At 71.5% G+C, this 22553-nt stretch carries 17 protein-coding genes; 8 read left to right on the top strand and 9 right to left on the bottom strand.

Translation table 11 applies throughout. The annotated features are described in order from the left end of the window. Positions 1 to 16 precede the first annotated feature (16 nt). Complete coding sequence (locus HCC61_RS15030) at positions 17 to 1609, top strand: MFS transporter (RefSeq protein ID WP_169135938.1); 1593 nt, start codon at positions 17 to 19, stop codon at positions 1607 to 1609. Here HCC61_RS15030 and HCC61_RS15035 read toward each other — a convergent pair. The 3 genes from HCC61_RS15035 to HCC61_RS15045 form a co-directional block, all read right to left on the bottom strand. Then, on the bottom strand, positions 1595 to 2425 hold the full coding sequence (locus HCC61_RS15035; RefSeq protein ID WP_169135939.1) for a class I SAM-dependent methyltransferase: 831 nt from the start codon (positions 2423 to 2425) through the stop codon (positions 1595 to 1597). The genes HCC61_RS15030 and HCC61_RS15035 overlap by 15 nt on opposite strands. 160 nt (positions 2426 to 2585) lie before the next feature. Further along, positions 2586 to 4148 (bottom strand): 4-hydroxyphenylacetate 3-hydroxylase N-terminal domain-containing protein, encoded by a 1563-nt coding sequence (locus tag HCC61_RS15040; protein ID WP_169135940.1) that lies wholly within the window; start codon positions 4146 to 4148, stop codon positions 2586 to 2588. A 93-nt stretch (positions 4149 to 4241) separates the two neighbouring features. Beyond that, positions 4242 to 4901: an NAD(P)H-dependent oxidoreductase gene (locus tag HCC61_RS15045; RefSeq protein WP_169135941.1), complete on the bottom strand. Its 660-nt coding sequence runs from the start codon at positions 4899 to 4901 to the stop codon at positions 4242 to 4244. A 312-nt stretch (positions 4902 to 5213) separates the two neighbouring features. Between HCC61_RS15045 and HCC61_RS15050 the strand changes: the two genes are divergently transcribed. From HCC61_RS15050 to HCC61_RS15060, 3 genes are read left to right on the top strand one after another with little or no spacing between them, the layout of a single operon-like run. Then, positions 5214 to 6488 carry an aromatic ring-hydroxylating dioxygenase subunit alpha gene (locus HCC61_RS15050; protein WP_169135942.1) on the top strand — a complete coding sequence of 425 codons (1275 nt, stop codon included), beginning with the start codon at positions 5214 to 5216 and terminating at the stop codon, positions 6486 to 6488. Continuing rightward, the gene (locus HCC61_RS15055; RefSeq protein WP_169135943.1) at positions 6485 to 7009 is read left to right on the top strand and encodes a nuclear transport factor 2 family protein; all 525 of its coding nucleotides are present in this window, start codon (positions 6485 to 6487) and stop codon (positions 7007 to 7009) included. The genes HCC61_RS15050 and HCC61_RS15055 overlap by 4 nt, the downstream gene beginning before the upstream one ends. A 35-nt stretch (positions 7010 to 7044) precedes the next feature. Continuing rightward, positions 7045 to 7281 (top strand): ferredoxin, encoded by a 237-nt coding sequence (locus tag HCC61_RS15060; RefSeq protein ID WP_346777206.1) that lies wholly within the window; start codon positions 7045 to 7047, stop codon positions 7279 to 7281. A gap of 182 nt (positions 7282 to 7463) precedes the next feature. On the opposite strand, the gene HCC61_RS15065 is transcribed toward HCC61_RS15060, so the two are convergent. From HCC61_RS15065 to rph, 6 genes are all read right to left on the bottom strand, one after another. Next, positions 7464 to 8498 carry an alpha/beta hydrolase gene (locus tag HCC61_RS15065; RefSeq protein ID WP_169135945.1) on the bottom strand — a complete coding sequence of 345 codons (1035 nt, stop codon included), beginning with the start codon at positions 8496 to 8498 and terminating at the stop codon, positions 7464 to 7466. Positions 8499 to 8817: 319 nt separating this feature from the next. After that, positions 8818 to 9615 carry an SAM-dependent methyltransferase gene (locus HCC61_RS15070; protein WP_169135946.1) on the bottom strand — a complete coding sequence of 266 codons (798 nt, stop codon included), beginning with the start codon at positions 9613 to 9615 and terminating at the stop codon, positions 8818 to 8820. A gap of 136 nt (positions 9616 to 9751) precedes the next feature. Then, positions 9752 to 10762, bottom strand: coding sequence for an intradiol ring-cleavage dioxygenase (locus HCC61_RS15075; RefSeq protein ID WP_169135947.1), 1011 nt, complete (start codon positions 10760 to 10762; stop codon positions 9752 to 9754). Next, a complete protein-coding gene (locus HCC61_RS15080; protein WP_169136059.1) occupies positions 10759 to 11814 on the bottom strand; it encodes a maleylacetate reductase in 1056 nt (351 codons plus the stop codon). Before HCC61_RS15080 ends, HCC61_RS15075 begins: the two co-directional genes overlap by 4 nt. A 23-nt stretch (positions 11815 to 11837) precedes the next feature. Then, a complete protein-coding gene (locus HCC61_RS15085; protein ID WP_169135948.1) occupies positions 11838 to 13052 on the bottom strand; it encodes an FAD-dependent monooxygenase in 1215 nt (404 codons plus the stop codon). A 146-nt stretch (positions 13053 to 13198) separates the two neighbouring features. Further along, a complete protein-coding gene (gene rph, locus HCC61_RS15090; RefSeq protein ID WP_169135949.1) occupies positions 13199 to 15883 on the bottom strand; it encodes a rifamycin-inactivating phosphotransferase in 2685 nt (894 codons plus the stop codon). 356 nt (positions 15884 to 16239) lie between these two features. Here rph and HCC61_RS15095 point away from each other — a divergent pair, with 356 nt between their 5' ends. The 4 genes from HCC61_RS15095 to HCC61_RS15115 are packed head-to-tail and all read left to right on the top strand — an operon-like array spanning position 16240 to position 22439. Then, a complete protein-coding gene (locus tag HCC61_RS15095) occupies positions 16240 to 17067 on the top strand; it encodes a response regulator transcription factor (RefSeq protein WP_169135950.1) in 828 nt (275 codons plus the stop codon). Beyond that, a complete protein-coding gene (locus HCC61_RS30715; RefSeq protein WP_346777207.1) occupies positions 17064 to 18857 on the top strand; it encodes an ATP-binding protein in 1794 nt (597 codons plus the stop codon). Before HCC61_RS15095 ends, HCC61_RS30715 begins: the two co-directional genes overlap by 4 nt. Before the next feature lie 25 nt (positions 18858 to 18882). Next, entirely contained in the window at positions 18883 to 20340 is a 1458-nt protein-coding gene (locus HCC61_RS15110; protein ID WP_169135951.1) for a glycosyltransferase, read from the top strand. Further along, positions 20337 to 22439: a glycosyltransferase family 39 protein gene (locus HCC61_RS15115; protein WP_169135952.1), complete on the top strand. Its 2103-nt coding sequence runs from the start codon at positions 20337 to 20339 to the stop codon at positions 22437 to 22439. Before HCC61_RS15110 ends, HCC61_RS15115 begins: the two co-directional genes overlap by 4 nt. Positions 22440 to 22553: the final 114 nt, after the last annotated feature.

Raw genomic sequence — 22553 nt, forward strand, 5'->3', positions numbered from 1 at the left:
GAGGAGGCACCGTCCGATGGAACGCCGATGGTGGACGCTGCTGGTCGTCTGCGCGTCCATGTTCATGCTCCTGCTCGACGTCAACGTGATCGTCATCGCGCTGCCGGACATCCAGCGCTCGCTGCACGCGGGCTTCGGCCAAGTGCAGTGGATGACGGACGCCTACGCCCTGACGCTGGCGGCGCTGCTGCTCACGGCCGGTTCCCTGGCCGACAGGTACGGCCGCCGGACGGTGTTCGTCACCGGGCTGGCCGTGTTCACCGGCGGGTCACTGCTCTGCGGTCTCGCACAGAGCGCGCCGGCGCTGATCCTCTTCCGCGCGGTGCAGGGCGCGGGCGCCGCGATCCTGTCCGCCACCTCGCTCGCGCTGCTGGCCGCCTCGTTCCAGGGGCGGCAGCGCGGCGTCGCCTTCGGCGTGTGGGGCGCCGTCGCGGGCGTCGCAACCGGGCTGGGCCCGGTGCTCGGCGGCGTGGTCACCGGCGGCATCGGCTGGCGGTGGATCTTCCTGCTGAACGTGCCGGTCGGCGTCGCCGCGATCGTGATCTCGCTGTGCCGGGTCGAAGGGTCCCGTTCGGCACGGGGCGGCCGGGTCGACCGGCTGGGCGTGACGACGCTGACCGCCGGGCTGTTCAGCCTGGTCTACGCGCTCATCACGGCGACGGAGAGCGGCTGGGGCGAGCGGAGCGTGCTGGGCCTGCTGGGCCTGGCGGCGTTGTGCCTCGCGGCGTTCGCCGTCGTCGAACGGCGCGTGCGGGAGCCGATGTTCAGCCTGCCGCTGTTACGGATCCCGGCCTTCCTCGGGGGCTCGGTCGCGGCCGTCGCCATGAACGCCTCGCTGTACGCGGCGTTCCTCTACCTCGTCTTCTACCTTCAGAACGGACTGGGCGGCGGCCCCCTGGTGACCGGCGTCCGGCTGCTGGCCGGCTCCGCCTTCACGTTCGTGGCGGCCGTGTTCGCGGGCCGGCTCTCCAGCCGTGTCCCGGTGCGCTGGCTGATCGGCCCCGGCCTCTGCCTGGTCGGCGGCGGCCTGCTGCTGATGCGGGGCGTGACCCCCGGCTCCGACTGGACCCACCTGGTTCCCGGGCTGATCGTCTCCGGCATCGGTGCCGGAATGGTCAACCCGCCGCTGGCGTCGACCGCGGTGGGCGTGGTGCCGCTGCAACGGTCCGGCATGGCCTCGGGCGCCAATCAGACCTTCCGGCAGATCGGCATGGCGGTCGGGATCGCCTGGTACGGCACCGTCTTCTCCGCGTCCCTCCATGCGGCACTCCAGCACCGGCTCGCCGGCGTGCCCGCGCTGAGCGGCCAGGTCGACGGGATCGCGGACGCGGTGCACCGGGGAGTCCAGGACCGAGCGGTCGCGGCCGCGGCGCCGGAACTGCGCGGCAGACTCACCGAGGCGATACGCGCCGGATTCGCCGACTCACTCAACGACGTGCTGCTCGCCGCGGCTCTGGTCGCGCTCGTCGGCGGAGTGCTGGCCACCGTCCTGATCCGCGAACGGGACTTCGCCGCGCACCGGCCCTCCACCCCGGCGGAGCCGGAGGAGTCCGCGGAGCCGTCGCAGCCGTCGCAGCCGTCCGGCGCCGACGTGTCAGGTGGTCGCTAGCAGGATCGACTCGCCGACCTCCGGCTGGAGCCCGTCGGCGCGCCCGGCGAAGTAGCGCCGCGTGACCTCCGCCGTCGGGATGTGCCGTGCCTCGCGGAACCCGGACTCCCGGGCCAGCGCCAGCATTTCGTCTGCGGTGAAGTAGCTGCGGAACCGGAGCCCGCGGCGCTGCGCCTCGCCGGGGACCGCGACGGCCTCGGGCGGGAGCAGGAACGTCATGGCGAAGCTGGAACCCGGGGCGGTCCTCGCCGCCTTGGCCAGGGTGTCCGCGACGGCGTCCTTGGTGAGGTACATGCTGACGCCGGTGCTGCCCACGACCGCGGGCCGGGACGGGTCGAACCCGGCCTCGGTGAGACGCTCCCACCAGTCCTCGTCGGCCTCGAAGTCGACGGGCACCATCCGAAGCCACTCGGGAACCCCGTAGCCGAGCTCGATAAGCCGCTTCCGCTTCCATTCCTGCGGCCCGGGCTGGTCGACCTCGAACACCCGCAATTGTGCGGCCAGTTCGGGGCGGCGCTGGGGGAAGGTGTCCAGACCGGCGCCGAGGACCACGTACTGCCGCACGCCGCTCTCGAACTGCTCGGTGACCAGGTCCTCCAGGAACCGCGCCCGGGCGACGACGCCCGCGCGGAACCCGCTCGTGGCCTTGCGGCCCATGTCGGGACGGCGCCGCCACTTCTCACCGGGCCCGGCCAGTTGCAGGCCGATCTCGTCCTCGATCACATGGGGCGGCTCGTCGACCTGGACGTGCATGGCACGCCACAGGGCCACTCGCACCGCTGTCTTCTCTGGCGCTACGGACTGCTGGACAGGCAAGGGAGTTCTCTCTTTCGTGCGTGCCCGTCCACGCTACGGCAGGGACCGGTCCCGGACCCTTCACGAAGGGGTGAAATCCGAGGTGCCCGAGGTGCCCGAGGTGCCGGGAGGCGGTGGCGGTGTGCGAGTGGGGAATGTCCCCACTCGCACACCGTCCCCGCTACGACGACGGCTGGCTCTTCGCCGGGTACATCCCGGTGAGCGGCTTGGTCGGCGCGGGCGGCGGCTCCATCCCGAGCCGCTCGGGCGACAGCGGGATGTCGAGGCTCTGTTCCGATCCCGCGAGCGCCCGCTCGACGGCCCGGTGGATCTCCGTCTTGTCGGCGGCGAGGTAGAGCCCGGCGGTCAGCCGCACGGGGTCGCCGCTGTAGTAGTTCACGTACTGCATGAGGCGCTGCCCGAACCCGTCACCGGCGATGTCCCAGGCGAGCTTGAACAGCCGGACGCGCTCCTCCGCCGAGACCCCGGGGCGGCCACGCACGAACCGGTCGATGAACGGGCGCAGTTCCTCGTTCGCGAAGTCTCCGCCGGAGGGCGCGTAGAAGAAGTTGCCGGCGGCGAGGATCTGGATGACCTCGACCATGCGCCGGTGCGTCGGCGCCGTCTGCATGTGGAACGCCATCATCCCGGGCATGTACGGCACCCATGTCCCGTCCGGCAGTGGGGAGGCCAGTGCCTCGGCGCCGTGGAACAGGGTCCGCAGGGTGTCGAGCCTGGCGATGAGATCGCCCAGCTTCTCCTGTACGTGCAGGAAGTTGTCGATGCCGGTCGCGTCGGCGATCTTCGTCGCGATGCCGCAGAGGAGCTCCAGCGAGGCGAGGCTCCGGGCGGCGTTGACCACCAGGACGCTCGGGTCGTTGCCGAGCACGCGATTGACGAGGTCGCGGCTGCCGGGCCTGCCGTCGACGACGACCCGGTCCCAGGGGACGAGGACGTCGTCGAACACGGCGATGCAGTCCATCTCTTCGAACCGGCTGCTGAGCGGGTGGTCGAACTCCGTGCGGCCCGCCGGCGCCACCGGCTCGCGGCAGATGAACTTCAGCCCCGGTGTGTCGACGGGAAGCGCGAAGACCACCGCGTAGTCGTCGTCTCCGGGGGCGATGCCGCCGAAGGGCACGACCACGAGCTCTTCCGTGAGAGGGGCCATCGTGCTGAGCATCTTCGCCCCGCGGACGACGATCCCCTCCGCGGTCTCCCGCACCTTGCCCAGGTGCAGGAACGGGTCCTCCTGCTCGGCCGAGGTCTTCGACCGGTCGATCGCCGGGTTGATCAGGACGTGGGTCATGAAGAGGTCGTTGTCCCGCACGTGCTCGTAGTACCGGCGTGCGTTGACGCCGAACCGCTCGTCGAGTTCGCCGAAGGTCCCGGCGTTGTTCAGCCATCCCAGGATGAACGCGTTCATGAAGTCCGGCGACCGGCCCATCATGCCGAAGGTGTGGTCGGCCCGCAGCTTGAAGTGGCGGCGCTTGGCGACGAGATCGTCCTTGCTGCGGCACGGCTGGAAGGAGCGCGAGAGCCGCTCTCCCGTGGTGGGCGACTCGTAGGTGCAGACGTCGGCGTACCGCGGGTCCAGCTGTAAGTCGTACTGCTCCGCGATGGTCCGGAGGGGCCCGGCGAAGACCGGCTCCTCGGTGACATGGGCGATGCGGCGGCCGTCGAGATATATCTCCGGGTTCAGCGATTTCAGATTGTCGAGGTACTGCTTCCCCGTGCGTGCGGGCATGACGTCGTCCTCCCTCTCTGAGCGGTGGGCCCTCTCCGGGCGCTGGGCCCTTCCGGGCGGTGGCCCCTTCCGGGCGGTGGGCGCGGGCTCGGCTCAGGCGGGGAACGTCTCCTTGCACAGGGCGAGGTTCCGGCCCGCCCTGCGCGCCCGTTCCTCGCTGTCGGTACGGGTGCGCTCGGCCAGCTCCCTGAACGGCTCGAGCGCGGGATCGACCCCGACGAGGGTCAACTCCCGTTCCACCACGGTGAGATCCAGTCCCCAGACCTCGCCGAAGATCCGGCTCATCCAGCCGATGGCGTGGTCCCAGCCCTCGCGCGGGGTGCCCGGCCCGTAGGCGCCTCCGCGGGCGGTGAGCAGCACCGCCGGCTTGCCGGTCAGCGGCGACTCAGCCCCCGCGGCCATCCGCGGATCCGTCAGCAGGAGGTCCACCCAGGTCTTCAGGTGCTGGGACACGCCGTAGTTGTACAGCGGCGCCGCGAGGATCAAGGCCTCGGCGGCGACGAGTTCGTCGACCAGCGACGCGGCCAGCGACAGGGCCTCCCGCTGTTCGGCGGTGCGCTGCGCCGGCGGTACGAACTGCGCGGCGACGGCGGCGCCCCAGTGGGTCGAGGACAGCGGAGCCTCACCGAGGTGCCGCCGGACCACGGGTGAGTCGGGGAGGGCGGCGCGCCACTCCCGCTCCACCAGGTCGGCGAGCGCGATCGTGCTGGATCTGGTGCCGAGGACGCTGGTGTCCAGCCGGAAGAGAGACATCACGGACTCCGGTCGTTGGGTGTCGTGTCGGGCTCGTCGGCGACCACCCGCGTACGGCGTGCGCACACCGCCGGAGGTGACTGATCCGCAATTTCTCCGCGCACGCCGAGGCCGGTTCCGAGGGTCATCGTCATGCATACCGGCTGTCAATGACGAGCGAAAAGCGGGATGTCCGACTGAGGAAAGTCCCCAGTCGGACAACGGTGTCGGCGGTTCGCCGATCGTTGACGAAGAACTCGCGCGGTCGCCAGAATCGTCGCGAATCAGATGCGGGCATACGCGGCGTCCGCGTGCCCTGACGGAGGTTGCGACATGACGTTGAGCCCGGACTTTCGCACCGACCTCGCCACGGGGGTGGTGGACCGCGAAATCTACACCAGCGAGAAGATCCTGGCGCTGGAGAAAGAGCGGATATTCAGCCGGACTTGGCAGTACGCCTGCACCACCGGCGACCTGAGAAGGCCCGGCGATTTCTTCAACGTCTCCATAGCCGATCAGCCCGTGCTCGTGGTGCGGGGAGGCGACGGGGAGATCCGCGCCTTCCACAACGCCTGTAGCCACCGGGGCGCGGTCCTGACGGGGGAGCGGTGCGGCAACCAGGGCCAGGTCCTCAAGTGCATGTACCACGCCTGGGCGTTCGACCTGACCGGCGACCTCATCGGGGTGCCCTACGAGGAGGGGTACGGGCCGGACTTCGACCGCCGCTCGTACGGCCTGACGCCGGTGCACTGCGACACCTTCCACGACCTCGTCTTCGTCGCGCTGCGGCCCACGGTGCCGTCGCTGACCGACTTCCTCGGCGAGATGGCCGAGTACCTCGCGCCGTATGTGCAGGGGATCGAGCCGATCGGCCGCAACAGCTGGATCTACCACGGCAATTGGAAACTCTGGCACGAGAACTTCAGGGACGACTATCACGCCGAGTTCACCCACCGCAGCATCCGCGACCTGCTGGCCGGCACCACGGAGGGCGGCTGGAACTGGGGGGCGTCGCCGGGGCACTCCGTCCTCCAGTGGGTCTTTCCGCCTCTCGATCCCCCGAAGTACGCCCGCCAGCTCCAGCGGTTCAGCGGCGTGGAGTTCAAGGACGGCGTCATGCCGGTCGGCTGGAGCAGCATGCTCGCCGAGGGGCAGGGCGGCCCGCCGGAGGGCTTCGAGGGAGGCGAACCACCGGAGATCCGGCAGGAGGTGCTGGCGCTGTTCCCCAACCTCGATGTACAGCCCGGCCCCAAGGACACCCCGCGCGGCATGAAGGCGGGCTACCTCCAGACGGTCACGCCGCTGGGCGTCGACCGCGCCCGCGTCGACATCACCGTGTACTCGGACGTCGAGGACGACGAGCAGACGAGACAGGCGGCGCTGGAGAACCTCGCGGACACCCAGGGCTCCTGGGGCAAGCTCAGCTGCGACGACACCGAGGCGGCCGCCCGGTGCCAGGCGGGCCTGAGGGGCGAGGGCAGCCGGTTCAACCTGTTCACCCGCGGGGTCGAGCCGGGCCGCGGCGGCGAGGGCGCCGACGTCCGCGACGAGTACTCGCAGCGCGAGTTCTTCCGTGTCTATCAGCAGTACCTGAGGGAGGAGCAGTGAGCAGCCCGACGACGAGAGGCAGGCCCGGCGCCGCCATGTCCACAGTGGTCATGACCTCGCCCGGCGTGCGTGCCGAGGTGGAGGATCACTACTTCTCCTACGCGCTGACGATGGACGACAGACGCCCCAACGACTGGGTCGCCACCTTCCTCGACAGCGGCGTGTACGCCGTCGGCACGCACAACAACGTCTCGACGACCGGCATGTGGTGGTACACCGACCGGGGGCTCGGCGCCCTGAAGGAGCGGGCCGCGTACACCAACGGCTATCTGCGCCACAATCCGACCCGGACCCTGCACACGGTGACCAATGTGCGGGCGGCGGAGACCGGCGACGGACGGATCGAGGCCGCGGCGTACTTCGTCTTGTACGTGACCGACCGCACCGACCTTTCCCGTCTTCATGTCTGCGGTCGCTACGACGACGTCCTGGTCCGTACGGACGGCGGGCTCCGTTTCGCCGAGCACCGCGTCGTCATCGACGCCGAGACCCTGCCCGCGAACATGGGCGTCCTGCTCTGATGCCGCTCGACGGGGCGCGTGGCGGCAGGAGCCGGGTGGCGCGCGTCGAGGTGGACCTGGCCCGCTGCGCCGGTTACGGCCGTTGCGTCGACGCCGCTCCGGAGGTCTTCCGGATGAGCGACGTGGCGGAGGTCGCCGACGTGCTCCAGCCCGAACCGGGGCCCGAACTGGCCGACTCCGTGCGCGAAGCGGCCCGGCTCTGCCCCGCCAACGCGGTGTTCCTGCACAAGGAACGGTCACCGGGGCCGGGCGCGGACGAGCCGGAGGGATGATCCGGGACCGGTCCGCCGCCTGAGCACGTGACGCGTCACGGCACGGCACCACCCGGCACCACCCGGCACGACATGGCACCACCCGGCACCGGTTCTTCGGCCGCGTAACCGGTGCCGCTGCCAAGCGCCGTCACCGGGCCCGCCCAGCGAAGGGGCAGGCCGGTGACGGCGCTTCGCCGTCGTCAGCCGTGTCCGGCGACCCTGTCGAGCCAGGCCAGGGACGCCTTCTGGTAGACGCCGGTGTTCGGCACGAGGTTCAGGCCGTGACCGGCGTCCGGGAGCAGAAGCACGTCGAAGCCGGGTGCGGAGGTGAAGAACGGAGCCTCCTGGGCGCGGAGGGCCGGCTGGGAGGTGCAGTCCTCATAGCCGGGGCCGCACATCAGCGGATCGTGGTCGCCGAGCGCGAACATGACCGGCACGTCGATCCCCCGGCTGACGGCGGGATCGATGACGAGGGGATCGGCCGATTCGCTGGGGACGTTCACGTCCTTCGTGAGCTCGTCCGTGGCCAGTACGCCCTGATCCATCGGCTGATCGGCATAGAAGATGTGCTTGCGGCTGCCCGGTTTGACGGTGGCATAGCCGTCGTCGTAGTCGTGCCTGCCGCCGAGCACCGGGTCGTCGTTCGGTGATTCGCCGGCGTCGATGATCGCCTGCGTTCCCGCCGGGTTGTTGTAGTGGCCCAGGGCGGTGATCAGCACCGCGTCGACGTCGTGGTAGGTGGACGCCTCGATGCTCGACACCGCGGAGCCGAGCGAGTATCCGCCCAGCACCACCTTGCTGAAGCCGGTGCCGCCTATTCGGCCCGCCCGCAGGTCCTGCACGACCTCGTGAATGTGGCGTGCCTCGGTGGTCAGGTTCAGCTGGGAGCTGGGCGGGACCGTGCTGTTGCCGGTGCCCAGCCTGTCGACGACGAAGGTGGCGTACCCGGCCCGGTTCAGCATCTTGCTGAACGAGTATTTCCCGGGCTGGTAAGGGAAGTCCCAGTAGTTGTGGTTGTAGGTCGCCCCGTGGACCATCGTCACCACGGTGCTCGGTGACGACCCTGCCGGACGGCACAGTTCGCCCCACATCTTCCCGGTGCCGTCGCCGAGCGTGACGTCGACGGTGGTGGCCTCGCAGACCGGATCTCCTCGTTCGGCGGCGGGCGCGGAACCTCCCGTGCCGACCATGAGGAACACCGCCGAGGCGCACACCGCCGCGGCTCGCCGTAACACGGAGAAAGCATCTCTCCTCATCGATTCCGTCCTCATCTCGTTGTTTCCGTCGTGACCGGACGGGATTTCCTGAGGCCCGGCCGATCGCACCGGCACCATTCCGGACATGGAAAAGGCGCAAAGAGGCCCGGAAGTTTTGGTTCCGTTCCAGGGTGCGGGTGCGAAACCCATTTTGGTACGCCGGTCCGCCGGGGAGAAGAGACGACGGAAAGGGGACGGCAGAGGATTCGGCCACCCGAAGAGACCGGCCGTTATCGGACCGGTAGTAGGCGCGCGGGAACGACGAGTTGAGGCGGAATTGGAGATTCGGCGACGACCGTCAGCCGGTTTTGCGGGCCACGCCTCCGTAGAATCCGATCTCGCCGGACCTGGCGGGCGGCGGAGTGTCCGGGCGCCAGAAGGGGACTTGGGCCAGGCCGGGCTCGACCAGCTCGAACCCGTCGAAGAAGCGCTCGACTTGGGCGCGGTCCCGCAGGGTCAGAGTGGCGGAGGCCTTGTTGTAGACGGCCTGGGCCGCGGTGCGGTCGGCGAAGTCGCCCGTCGCGTGCGAGAGCACCAGGAAGCTGCCGGCGGGGAGGGCGTCGCGCAGGGTGGCGACGACCTCAGCGGGCTTCTCCGCCTCGGTGAGGAAGTGGACGACGGCCACGAGGAGCACGGCGACCGGCCGGTCGAAGTCGATGACACGGCGGACGTCCGGATCGTCCACGACGGCCTGCGGGTCACGCAGGTCGGCGAGCACGGTGGTGGTGGCCTCGGAGTCGGTGAGCAGCGTGCTGGCGTGCAGGTTCACGATCGGATCGTTGTCGACGTACGCGACGTGCACGTCCGGCGCGACATCCCGGGCGATCTCCTCGACGTTCGGCGAGGTGGGCAGGCCCGTGCCGATGTCGAGGATCTGGCGGACTCCGCTGCCGACGACGTACCGCACGGCGCGCCGCAGGAAGGCGCGGTTGGCCTGCACGCCGATCCTCACCTCGGGTGCGGCGGCGGCGAGTTCCTCGGCGGCCTGCCGGTCCAGCTCGTAGTTGTCCTTGCCGCCCAGCAGGTAGTCGTACATCCGCGCCGGATGCGGTCTGCTGGTGTCGATCTCCTCGCTGCGGAAGCCGTCCTGTCTCACGCCGCACTCCTCTCGACAGCGGCAAGCTTTTCACATCAACTTGTATGCGTGCGCCCGCAGTCGGCGGCGGGTTCGCTGGGCCACCGGGCGCCCCGGCCGAGGGCCCGGCCCCGGCGCAGGTCCTGTCCGTCGCCCGTCAGGCCTCGGCGGGGGCGAGCACGATGTCGAACCGGACCGTGGACCAAGTGTCCTCCACAGCGCGGCCGTCGGGGGTGGGCGTGCCGGCCGGACGGCGCTCGAAGTCCTTGACGAGCGACTCCTTCACGCCGAAGACGGTGTCGGACTCCAGGAGTTCGTCGCCGCGCACGAAGATGTGCGTGACCAGCGTGCGGTACCCCTCGGCGACCGCCATGAAATGCAGGTGGGAGGCGCGCATCGGGGAGCGGCCGACCGCGGAGAGCATCTCTCCCACGGGCCCGTCGTGCGGGATGGCATACGGGGTCGGCGTGATCGCCCAGAACCGGTACTCCCCGTCGGGCCCGCTGAAGAGGTGGGCCCTGGCGGCGGTGCGGCCGTCCGCGTACTGCACGTCGTAGAAGCCGTCCCCGTCGGCCTCCCACACCTCGATCCGGGCGCCGGGGACCGGGGCGCCGTCGGTGCCGCGGACCGTTCCCTCCACCCAGCACGGCTCGCCGGGCGCCCCGCCCGCGATGTCGTCGCCGAGCCGGACGAGGGGAGCGTCGTCGACGAAGAACGGTCCGAAGACGGTCGCCTCCGTGGCGTCGCCGTGTGCACGGTTGTTGACCGTGATCGTCTGCATCGAGGCGCCGAGGGTGTCGGAGAGCAGGATGAACTCCTGCCGCTTGTCGTCGGTGATCCGCCCGATCCGGGTGAGGAACTCGATGCCCTTCTGCCACTCCTCCTCGGTGAGACGTACCTCGCGGACGAAGGCGTGCAGATGCCGGGTGAGCGCCCCCATCAGCTCCTTGAGCCGAGGGTCGGCGCAGTCGTCGTACGAGCGCAGCACCCGCTCCAGGAGTTCCTGCTCGCGGCGGTCCTGCTCGGCGGCGGCCGCCCCCGTCTCCCCGGCGGTCTCCGTCCCGGCGGCGGTCTCCGTTTCCCCGGGGGTCTCCGTCCCGGCGGCGGTCCGTGTCTCGGAAGCTTCGTGCGTCTCGGCGGTGTCGGCTGCGCCGTCGCTCGGGGTCATCGGGGGTCGGCTCCTTCCCAGGCCGCCCGCAGCAGTGCGGACAGGCCGTCGGCGGTCACGGGTCGCGGGTTTCCCGCGGGTACGGCGCCCAGCACGGCCTCGGCGGCGGCCGGGATCCCCTCCTCGGGCATGCCGAGGTCGCGCAGGCAGTCGGGGGCGTTCACCTTGGAGCGCAGCCGGGCCAGCCCGCCGAGCGCGGTGCCTTCGCCCAGCGCAGCGGCGATGCGCAGCTCCGCCTCAGGCGCCGAGGGCGCGTTGAAGCCGAGCACGTGCGGCAGCACCACCGCGTGGGTCTGCGCGTGCGGCAGGTCGAACATGCCGCCGAGCACATGGCAGATCTTGTGATGCAGTCCGGAACCGGCGGACGCGAAGGCCACCGCCGTCAAGTAGGCGCCGTAGAGGGTGAGTTCACGCCCCTTCAGCCCCTCCGGGTCGGCGACCACCTGCGGCAGCCCGGTCCGCAGCGCCCCGATGCCCTCCGCGGCGAGCGCCCGGTCGACCGGGTCGGCGCGCGGGGCCCACATCGAATCCACGCCGTGCGCGAGGGCGTTGAGCCCGGAGGAGACGCTGAGGTCCACCGGCAGCGTCGTCAGCAGCGAGGCGTCGTACACGATCGTGCGGGGGAGCACCCGTGCGTCGACGCCGGTGGTCTTGCGGCCGTCCTCGGTGAGCCCCCAGACGTCGGTGGCCTCCGAGCCGGCGTACGTCGTCGGCACCGCCACGACCGGGAGCCCGGTCGTGAGCGCGACGGCCTTGGCGAGCCCGGTGGTCGACCCGCCGCCGACGCAGACCAGCGCGTCCGCCTCGTGCTCCCGCGCGGCGGCGCGGGCCCGCTCGGCGACCGGCACCGGCACGTGCATCGCGACCTCGTGATGCCAGTGCGCGACCGGGAGGCCGCCCGCGATCCGCCGGGCCGGCTCCTGCTCGGGCGCCGCGGCGACGACCATCACACGGGAGGCGCCGAGGGCCGTGACCTCCTCGCCGAGCGCCGTCGCCGCCTCGCCGGCGGCGAACCGGACCCGCTGCGCAAGCGTGTCGTGCGTGAAGTGCATCCCTGCGCGGGAGTCGGGAGAAGTCATCGTGTGCCCGTGCTCTCTGCGAGTGCGTCGTCGGGGTCGTAACCGTAGATCCAGCCGTTGGCCACCAGCGGATCGGCGTCCGTGAAGGATGCGTCGCGGGCCCGCTGCTCGGGTCCGTCGGGCAGGTGGTTGACGAACGACCGGGCGTGGCTGACCTCTTGGAGGCGGGTCGTACGGGGAATCCGCAGCGCCTCGTAGCGGCGCAGCGCACCCGGCGGATCGCCGGGCCCGTCGGCGAGGCAGCGGGCGAGGACGGCGGCGTCCTCGACGGCCTGGGCGGCGCCCTGCGCGAAGAAGGGGAACATCGGGTGGGCCGCGTCGCCGAGGAGGGTGGCGGGGCCCTGGCTCCAACTCCGCAGCGGTGCCCGGTCCAGCAGGGCCCAACGTCCCGGTGTGCCGGCCGCGCGGATCAGCTCGGTGAGCCGTGGGTCCCAGCCTTCGAACTCGGCCAGGAACTCCTCCACCGTCGCGGTCGCGGTCCACGACTCGACGGCCTCGTCTCCCGCGGGAGCGAACGCGACGAGATTCACCAGCCGCCCCGCCGAGACGGGATAGTGCACCAGGTGGCGGCCCGGCCCGATCCAGAGCGTCTGGGCTTCGCGCCGGGCGAAGGCAGGTGCCCGCTCGGACGGTACGAGGGCGCGGAAGGCGCAGAGGCCCGAGTACGCGGCCGGTGAGCACCCGGCGATCGTTCCGCGCACGACGGAGTGGATCCCGTCCGCCCCGATCACGACGTCGGGTTCGGCGGTGCCGCCGTCGGCGAAGCGCACTACGGGCCGCCCGCCGTCGCGGAAGGTGAGGTCCACGCACCGCTTGCCGCGGCGGACGCCGCCGTCGGGGACGGCCGACCGCAGGACCTCCAGCAGGTCGGCGCGGTGCGCGGTGTAGGTGTGCTCGCCGTACAGCCGCTCGCAGGCGGAGGCGAGGTCCTCGGCGGAGAGCACCGTGCCGTTCTGCCAGCGGCGGAACTCCCAGCCGGTGCCGAGCCGTACGGCACGGCGCAGGAAGTCCTCCAGCACGCCGAGCCGGCGCAGCAGCCGGACCGCGTTCGGGGCCACCACCAGTCCCGCACCGACCTCTTTCAGCTCCGGCGCCTGTTCGTAGACGGTGGCGGCCATCCCTTCACGACGGAGGAAGGCGGCGGCCGCGAGCCCGCCGATCCCACCGCCCAGGATCGCGATCCGCGGGCTCTCCGCCCCTGCGTCGGCCATCTGCACTCCGCTTCTGCTCGGCGGCCCGGTGGTGTCATGGTGCACCGGGGCGCCGTCCCGGCAGGAAGCGACGTTCATCCTATGGACATGCGCTTCGGGGCGGCCCGGCCCGTCGCCGACGGCAGCGGCCGTGCCGTCGCGGCGGTTCAGCCGAGGATCTCCACGTGCCCGTCGGTTCCGTGAACGCGGATCCGCTGTCCGTCCTTGATCAGCCGGGTGGCCCGCTCCACGCCCACCACGGCGGGCAGGCCGTACTCCCGCGCGATCACCGCCCCGTGCGTCATGAGGCCGCCCACCTCCGTCACCAGTCCGGCGACCGTGACGAACAGCGGCGTCCAGCTGGGGTCGGTGTAGGCGGTTACCAGGATGTCGCCCGCTTCGAGCCCGGCCTGCGTCATGTCGGTGAGGACGCGGGCGCGGCCCTCGACGACACCGGCCGAGACCGGCACGCCGGGCAGTGCGCCGGGCGGGGCGTCATCGCGCGCGTACCGGCCGGTGACGGCCTCGCCGTCCGAGGTGAGGACCCGGGGCGGCGTGAGCGCCTCGTACGACCGGAACGCCTCCCGCCGTTCCAGCACGAGCCCGGCGTCCGCCTCGCCGGTTCGCACGACCTCCCGCAGCTCCTGGAACCGGAGGAAGAAGACGTCCTCCTTCTCGCGCAGGGCGCCGGAACCGACGAGGCGCTCGGCTTCCCGTAGCAGCGCCTGCTTGTACTCGGAATAGCGGCTGATCATCCCGTACTTGGGGTATTCCCGGTAGCCGGTGAAGGCGCGGACGCGGTCGATCATGCGCTTGGTCTCCGCGGCCTTCTCCTCGCCGTCCGGCAGGGCGCGCAACCGCGTCAGGATCTCCTGTTCCTTCCGCCGCGACTCCCGGCGTCCCTCCACGAAGCGCCGCTTGCCGGCGCCCGGTTCGAAGTTCCTGATGTGGCCGAGGAGGGTGGGCACGAGCATGACGGGACGCTCGCTCCAGCGCGTCCTGGTGATGTCGATCTCGCCGGCGCAGCGCATCCCGTACTCGTCGAGGTAGCCCCGTACGGCATCACGCGCCTCCCGGCCGCCGACCAGCCCGGTCAGCTCGTCCAGGAAGCCGTCGTCCTCCCGGCCTTCGTCCACGACACGGTGCAGGAAGTCCACGACCTCGGCGTGCGGCCGTACGGTGTCCGCCACGTCGAGGAGGGCCAGTCCCATCTCCGAGGTGACGTTGTGGGGGACGGACTGCGCGAGCACGTCGGCCGCGTTCTTCTCGCCCAGCCACGTCTCCAGATGGTCGTTGAGCCACCAGGTCGCCTCCATCCCCGCCATGATCGCCTGGATGCTCTCCGGGGCGAACAGGATGCGCTTCAGCTCCGCGATGTCGGCCGCGATGAAGTCGAACAGCTCCGGCCCGGACACGTTCCGGATCTCCCGCTTGAGGGCCGCGATGGACGCCCGGCTCTCCTGGATCAGCCGGGTGACCAGGGCCGGATCGGTCTCGACCGGGTCCGTCTCGACCGGGTCCGTCTCGACCGGGTCCGTCTCGACGGGGTCCGTCTCGACGGGGGCGGGCGGGTCCCCGGCGGGTGCGTCGCCGGAAGCCTCGTCGGGGAGCGGCGAGCGGAGGAAGCCGTCGCGGTCGAGGACGCTCTGCAGCGCGTCCCCGGTCAGCGGGTCCGATCGCCTCAGGGTCTCCAGGAGACTCGTGCGGCCCGAGAAGGACGCCACGGCGGAGGCCACGTCGACGAAGAGCCGTCCGCCGGCCTCGTGCATCGGCTTCGGCGTCGTCAGCTGCCACAGGGAGAGCCCCAGCGGCTTCATCGCGTCGGTCATCATCTGCTGGTGACCGACGGAGAGATAGACGTGGTTCTCCCCGTCGTCGTTCGCGGGAATCGGGAACAGGGTGGTGATCGGGCGGCTCTGGACGAGGTGGAACTCCCCGCCGGCCAGGCACCATTCGATGTCCTGGGGACTCCCGAAGTGCTCTTCGACCCGCCGGCCCAGCCGCACCAGGCGCACGACTTCCGCGTCCGTGAGAGCGGGCTGGGTCTGCCGCCGCGGATCGACCGCCACGTCCCGGGTACCGCCCTCCGGCGACGCCTGGACGGAGCGCTGCTTGGCGGCGACCGCCGTGGTGACGACCCGGTCGTCGCGCACCGTGTGGACGTCCCCGGGGACCAGACCGGAGACGAGCGCCTCGCCGAGCCCCAACCCGGCTTCCACGGTGGCGATCTTCCGGTTCGAGGTCACGGGGTCCGCGGTGAACAGGACGCCGGCCGCGTCCGGGAACACCATCCGCTGTACGACCACGGCCATCGATACCTTCCGGTGGTCGAAGCCGTTGCGGCACCGGTAGGTCACCGCCCGCTCGCTGAACAGCGAGGCCCAGCAACGCAGTACGTGCCCGATGACCGCCTCCGGACCGACGACGTTCAGGTACGTGTCCTGCTGGCCCGCGAAGGACGCGGTCGGCAGGTCCTCGGCCGTCGCGCTGGAACGCACCGCGTACGAGCCGTACTCGCCGAGCCGGGCGACCGCTTCGCCGATCGCCGCCACGAGATCGCCGGGCATCCGGACGCCTTCGACGACGCGGCGGATCCCGGCGCTCACGGTGCGGATCGCCTCGTGGTCGTCGGGCTTCACGCTTGACAGCAGCTCCAGTTGGGCCTCGATCGACGGCGCCTCGGCCACGACCCGCTGGAAGGCGCCGGTCGTCACGCAGAAGCCGTCCGGCACGCGGACGCCGCCGATTCGCGAGAGCTCGGCGAGGTGCACTCCCTTTCCGCCGACGTCTCCCGCATTCGACGAGTTGATTTGCTCGAAACCGATCACGTCGCCCAATTCCGTTTCCCCCATCGTCCGTCGGCCGGTTCGCAACGGCGGCAAGTATGGAGCACTTTTCGGAATCTCATGAGAAGCGCGAATCTGCTATAAAGTGAAACCGGCGGGGAGCGGTGCGCCGACTGCCCCCGACCTTCCTGCGAAGCACCGGGCTCGATGCCCAACAAGCGGCGCGCTCCGGCGCTTTGGGCCGTAGGTCTCCCAGGCCACGTCCCGGCCACACCCCGGGCTCCGACCGCGGACGAGCCCGTCCCCTCCCCGCACCGGGGACCTCTCGCGCCGCTCCGCTCTCAGCGTTCTCACAGGGAACTCACAGGGAACTCACAGGGAACTCAAAGGCAACGCTCAGGAAGAGCGCACAGTCTGTGCGTATGAACGATGCCCCAGCTTCCCGTCACCGTCGCTCCCGGGTTCTCGTCGTCGACGACGAGGAGGCGCTGACCGACCTGCTGTCGATGGCCCTGCGCTACGAGGGCTGGGAGACGCGGGGGGAGGGCGACGGTGGCTCGGCGCTGCGCACCGCGCGGGAGTGGCGGCCGGACGCGGTGGTCCTGGACGTGATGCTGCCGGACATGGACGGGCTGGCGGTGCTCGGCGGGCTGCGGCGGGAGCTGCCCGAGATCCCCGTGCTGTTCCTCACGGCCAAGGACGCGCTGGAGGACCGTCTCGCCGGGCTGACGGCCGGTGGCGACGACTACGTCACCAAGCCCTTCTCCCTCGAAGAGCTGGTCGCACGGCTTCGCGGGCTGCTGCGCAGATCGGGGGCGCTGACGGTGCGGCCGGAGTCCGTACTCGTCGTCGGCGACCTCACCCTCGACGAGGAGAGCCATGAGGTGACGCGCGGCGGCGCCGAGATCGAGCTGACCGCGACCGAGTTCGAGCTGCTGCGCTACCTGATGCGGAATCCCCGCAGGGTGCTGAGCAAGCTCCAGATCCTGGACCGGGTCTGGCACTACGACTTCGGAGGCCGGGCCAACGTCGTCGAGCTGTACATCTCGTATCTGCGGCGGAAGATCGACGCGGGCCGGGCGCCGATGATCCACACCCGCCGGGGTGCCGGCTACCTCATCAAGCCCGCGCTCGACGAGCGCGCCGAAGCGGCGGAGCCGGGCGGGCGAGAGGGTCCCGCGAACTCCCCGTACGAGCCGCGAGGCGCGACCGAGCAGGGGCGGCGCCACGAGGGCGGTGACGGGCCGTGAAGCCGCGGCCGTTCTCCCGGGAACGCAGGCGCCGGCCCCTGCGCACCCAGCTCGTCGTCTCGGCGGTCGCACTGCTCGCCGTGGTCTGCGCGGTGATCGGCACCGTGACCGCCATAGCGGTCGACACCTCGCTCAAGTCCCGCCTGGACGACGAACTGCGCGCTTCGGTGCAGCGTTCCCACGGCCCGCCGCACGGGCCCCGGCCGGACCCCGGCGATCTGCGGTTCGTCGCCATACCGGGGCAGCCCATCGGGACCGTCGGGGCCCGTACCGGGCAGGACGGCGATCTGACCGGTGCCGCGCGCAGCACGGACGCGGGCGGCGGCCCCAGCATGGACCTCTCCGACCGCCTGACCGGGCTGACGGCCGAGCAGAGCAGGGTGCTCGACGGCGTACCGCTCGACGGACATCCGCACACGGTGTCGCTGCCGGGCCTGGGCGACTACCGGGTCCAGTCCGGCGAGCTTCCCGGCGAGGAGGACGGTCTGCTGGTGGGGCTGCCGATGAGCGGTGTGAGCTCGACCCTGGAGACGCTCGTGGTGGTCGAGGTGTGCGTCTCCGCGGCGGGCCTGCTCGCAGCCGGTCTCGCGGGGACAGCGATGGTACGGATCGCACTGCGCCCGCTGCGCCGTGTGGCGGCGACCGCGACCCAGGTGACCGAACTGCCCTTGCACAGCGGCGATGTGGAGCTGCCGCACCGGGTCTCGGAGCGCGACACGGATCCGCGCACCGAGGTCGGGCAGGTCGGCGCCGCGCTCAACAGCATGCTGGGTCACGTCGGCGCGGCGCTGGAGGCGAGGCAGCAGAGCGAGACGCGCGTGCGGCAGTTCGTGGCGGACGCCAGCCATGAGCTGCGGACGCCGCTGGCCTCGATCCGGGGTTACGCCGAGCTGACGAGGCGGGTTTCGGGCGGCCCGGACCGGGGCCGGGACTGGGACCAGGACCGGGACGCGGCCTGGGATCAGGACCGGGACGCGGCCTGGGATCAGGGCCACGGCGACGACCACGGCGACGGCGACGGCCACCGCGACGGCGGCGACGACCACCACCTCGACCAGCACCACGCCCAACAGGCGACCCGTACCGGGAGCGCGGCCCTGGGCGAGTACAGCGCGCCGCAGGTGCGGTATGCGCTGCGGAGGATCGAGGCCGAGGCCACCCGCATGTCGGGCCTCGTGGACGATCTTCTGCTGCTGGCACGGCTGGACGCCGGCAGACCCCTGGAGTCCGCGGACGTGGATCTCTCGTCGCTCGTCGTGGACGCCGTGAGCGACGCTCGTGCGGCGGGCCGCAGCCATACGTGGCGGCTCGAACTCCCCGCCGAACCCGTCGAGTTGAGAGGCGACGGGAAGCGGCTTCAGCAAGTTCTGGTCAATCTGCTCGCCAACGCACGCACGCACACCCGTCCCGGCACCACGGTCACCGCACGGCTGCGGCCCGAGCCCGCCGCAGGCGAGGTCGTCGTCGAGGTCGAGGACGACGGTCCCGGCATCCCGGCGGACGTACTGCCGCACATCTTCGAACGGTTCGCCCGTGGCGACGCCGCACGCTCCCGCGCTCACGGCAGCACGGGGCTCGGCCTGGCCATCGTGGAAGCCGTCGTCGTATCCCATCGCGGCAGGGTGACGGTGGACAGCGCGCAGGGGCGGACGGTGTTCGCCGTACGACTCCCGGCGGCGGCACCGGCGGGACCGGCCGGGCCCTCGCCCGATGCGGCACATGCGCCCCGGCGGAAACATGCGCCCCAGGAGAACTCACAGCCCACGCACAGCCTCAGCACACCCTCCTGACAGGGCGGTTGACGACGCTGCGGGCATGCGAACACACACCCTGCCGCCGGACCGCCCGCCCGCGGACTCCCTGCCCGCCCGTCGCCCGCTGCCTCTGCCGCGAGAGGAGGCGGGCCCCGCCTCGGCGGTGCTCGACATAGTCGTGCCCGTGTACAACGAGGAGCGCACCCTGGAGGCGTCCACGAGACGCCTCCACACCTACCTCACCAGCCACTTCCCATACGGCTTCCGCATCACGATCGCCGACAACGCCAGCACGGACGGCACCGGGCGCATCGCCGCGCGGCTGGCGGCCGAACTGGACGAAGTCGTCGCCGTACGCCTGGAGATGAAGGGCCGGGGGCGGGCGCTGCACACCGTGTGGAGCCGTTCCGGGGCGCCGGTACGCGCCTATCTCGACGTCGACCTGTCCACCGACCTCAACGCGCTGCTGCCGCTGGTCGCACCGCTGATCTCCGGACACTCCGACCTGTCCGTCGGGACCCGCCTGGCATGCGGTTCGCGAGTGGTGCGCGGCCCGAAGAGGGAGCTGATCTCCCGTTCGTACAACCTGATCCTCCGCGGCTCCCTCTCCACCCGCTTCTCCGACGCCCAGTGCGGCTTCAAGGCCGTACGCGGGGACGTCGCGGACCGGCTGCTGCCGCTCGTGGAGGACACCGGGTGGTTCTTCGACACCGAACTGCTCGTGCTCGCCGAGCGCGCCGGGCTGCGCATCCACGAGGTCCCCGTCGACTGGGTCGACGACCCCGACAGCCGCGTGGATCTCCTGCGCACGGCACTGGCCGACCTGCGCGGCGTCTGGCGCGTGGGACGTGCGCTGGTGACGGGAGCGCTGCCCCTCTCACGGGTGCAGCGGCCCTTCGGGGACGACCCGCGCGACCGTGCGCTGCGCGGAGTGCCGAACGGCCTCGCCCGCCAGCTGGTCGGCTTCTGCGTGGTGGGCGCGCTCAGCACGCTCGCCTACCTGGCGCTCTACTCACTGCTGCGTCTCGGACTCGGCGCGCAGTACGCCAACGCGCTCGCGCTGCTGCTGACCGCGCTCGGCAACACGGCGGCCAACCGGCGGCACACCTTCCGGGTCCGTGGACGCAACGGCCTCATACGGCACCAGGCGCAGGGGCTGCTCGTCTTCGCGATCGGGCTTGCGCTCACGAGCGGTTCGCTCGCCGCCCTCGACACGGCCGCTCCACACCCGCCGCACAGCGCGGAACTCGCGGTGCTCATCGTCGCCAACCTCGCCGCGACGCTGCTGCGCTTCCTGCTCTTCCGCACCTGGGTCTTCGCGGGGGAGGACGAGGAGGCACCGCCGGACGCACGAGCCGACCCACACCCGGACCCGGCCGCGGACGGCGGTGCGCCACCGGAACCCCACCGCGCCGCTCCATCGGAATCGGAATCGCACCGCGCCGCGCCACCGCACGGCGAACCACTCGACCAACTCGGCGCGGACGAGGCCCTCTTCACGGAACGGACCACCGAATGACCACCGTCGCACGCTCCTTCACCCCGTTCGGCAGGACGGCCGCCCGGGCCCGGCCGGACCGTCCCCGCTGGGAGCGGCCGGGCTACTGGGCGCTGCTCGCGGTCACGGCGGTCCTCTTCCTCTACGGCCTGGGCGCCTCCGGATACGCCAACTCCTTCTACTCGGCGGCCGTTCAGGCCGGCAGCGAGAGCTGGAAGGCCTTCCTCTTCGGATCCCTCGACTCCCACGACGTGATCACCGTGGACAAGCCTCCGGCGGCGCTGTGGCCGATGGCCCTGTCCGTGCGGCTGTTCGGGCTCGGTGCCTGGCAGGTCCTCGTGCCGCAGGCGCTGATGGGCGTTGCCACGGTCGCGGTGCTGTACGCGGCCGTACGGCGCTGGTTCGGCCCCGCCGCCGGACTGCTCGCGGGCGGGCTGATGGCGGTCACGCCGGTCGCGGCGCTGATGTTCCGCTTCAACAACCCCGACGCGCTGCTGTGTCTGCTGACCGTGTGCGCCGTGTACTGCCTGCTTCGCGCCGTGGAGGACACCCGCAGCAGGTGGCTGCTGCTGTGCGGCGTCGCACTCGGGCTCGGCTTCCTCGTCAAGACGTTGCAGGCGTGGCTGATCGTGCCGCCGCTGGTGGCCGTTCATCTCGCCTGTGCCCGGCCGCCTTTGCTCGTCCGCGTCAAGCATCTTCTGCTGGCCGGGCTGGTGATGCTGACGACGTGCGGCTGGTGGGTCGCCCTCGTCGAGCTGTGGCCCGCCGGCTCCCGCCCGTACATCGGGGGTTCCCAGAGCAACAGCTTTCTCGAACTGACCCTCGGCTACAACGGGTTGGGCCGCATCACCGGGAACGAGACCGGAAGCGTGGGACCGGGCGCGGGCGGGCCGGGAGGACCCGGCGGTGGCGGCGGTCCCGGAGGCGGCCCCTTCGGTCAGAGCGGCATCGGGCGGATGTTCAGCCAGACGGCGGGCGGCCAGATCTCCTGGCTGCTGCCCGCGGCGCTCGTCCTGCTCGTTGCGGGGCTGGTCCTGACCCGTAAGGCGGCCCGAACGGACCCACAGCGCGCGGCACTTCTGGCGTGGGGCGGCTCGCTGCTGGTCACCGGGGCCGTGTTCAGCCTGATGTCGGGGATCTTCCACGACTACTACACGGTCGCCCTGGCTCCGTACACCGCCGCGGTCGTCGCCATCGGGGCGGTGCTGCTGTGGCGGCGGCGCACCGAGCGCGCCGCGTCCATCGTGCTGGCCGGCACTGTGGCCGTGACGGCGGTGTGGTCCTACGTGCTGCTCGGGCGCGCCGCGGGCTGGCTGCCGTGGCTGAAGTGGGCGGTCCTCTGCGTCGGCATACTGGCCGCACTCGGAACTGTGGTGATGGTCCTCCTGCCTCGCCGGGCCGTGCCGTTGGTGGCCGCGCTCGCGCTCGTGGCGTCACTCGCCGGTCCCGTGGCGTACACGCTGAGCACGGTCCGCACCCCGCATGCGGGAGCGATCGTGACCGCGGGTCCCTCGGTGGCGGGAGCCGGGCCCGGTGCGGGAGGTTTCGGCGGCCCGGACGGCAGGCCGGGGCAGTCACGAGCGCACGGGCTGCCGGACCGGGGGAGCCAACAGGCCGCCCGGCCCGGCGGGTTCCCGGCGGGCGCTCCCGGCATGCCCGGAGGGCAGGGGCGGCAGGGCGGTCCCGGGAACAAGTGGCCCGGCCGCGGTTCGGCGGGCGAGTGGAAGGGAGGCTTCCCCGGGGGCGGCGCGATGGGCGGACTGCTCAACGGCCGGAAGGTCGGCAGCGCCGTCAAGGCCAAGCTGGCCGGGAACGCCGACCGGTACACCTGGGTCGCCGCCACCATCGGCGCGATGAACGGAGCCGGCTACCAACTCGCCACCGGAGAGCCGGTGATGTCCGTCGGAGGCTTCAACGGCACCGATCCCGCGCCCACGTTGACGCAGTTCAAGGAGTACGTGCACGACGGGAGGATCCACTACTTCATCGGCGGCGACGGCCCGGCGGGCCCGGGCGGCAGGGGAGGCAACTCCGCCCGCCTCGTGAAGTGGGTCGAGAAGCACTACGCCAAGAAGACGATCGACGGCACGGTCCTCTACGACCTCACCGAGGAGAAGTGAAGTGGCGCCGCCCGCACGGCCGTTCCGCGAGCCCCCGTCCGTGAGCCGCGGTCCGTGAGCCGCGGTCCGTGAGCCGCCGTCCGCCGGCGACCGGCCTGAAGGACCGTCAGGGTG

It is taken from the genome of Streptomyces sp. HNM0575 (genome assembly GCF_012726265.1).
Taxonomy (GTDB): Bacteria; Actinomycetota; Actinomycetes; order Streptomycetales; family Streptomycetaceae; genus Streptomyces.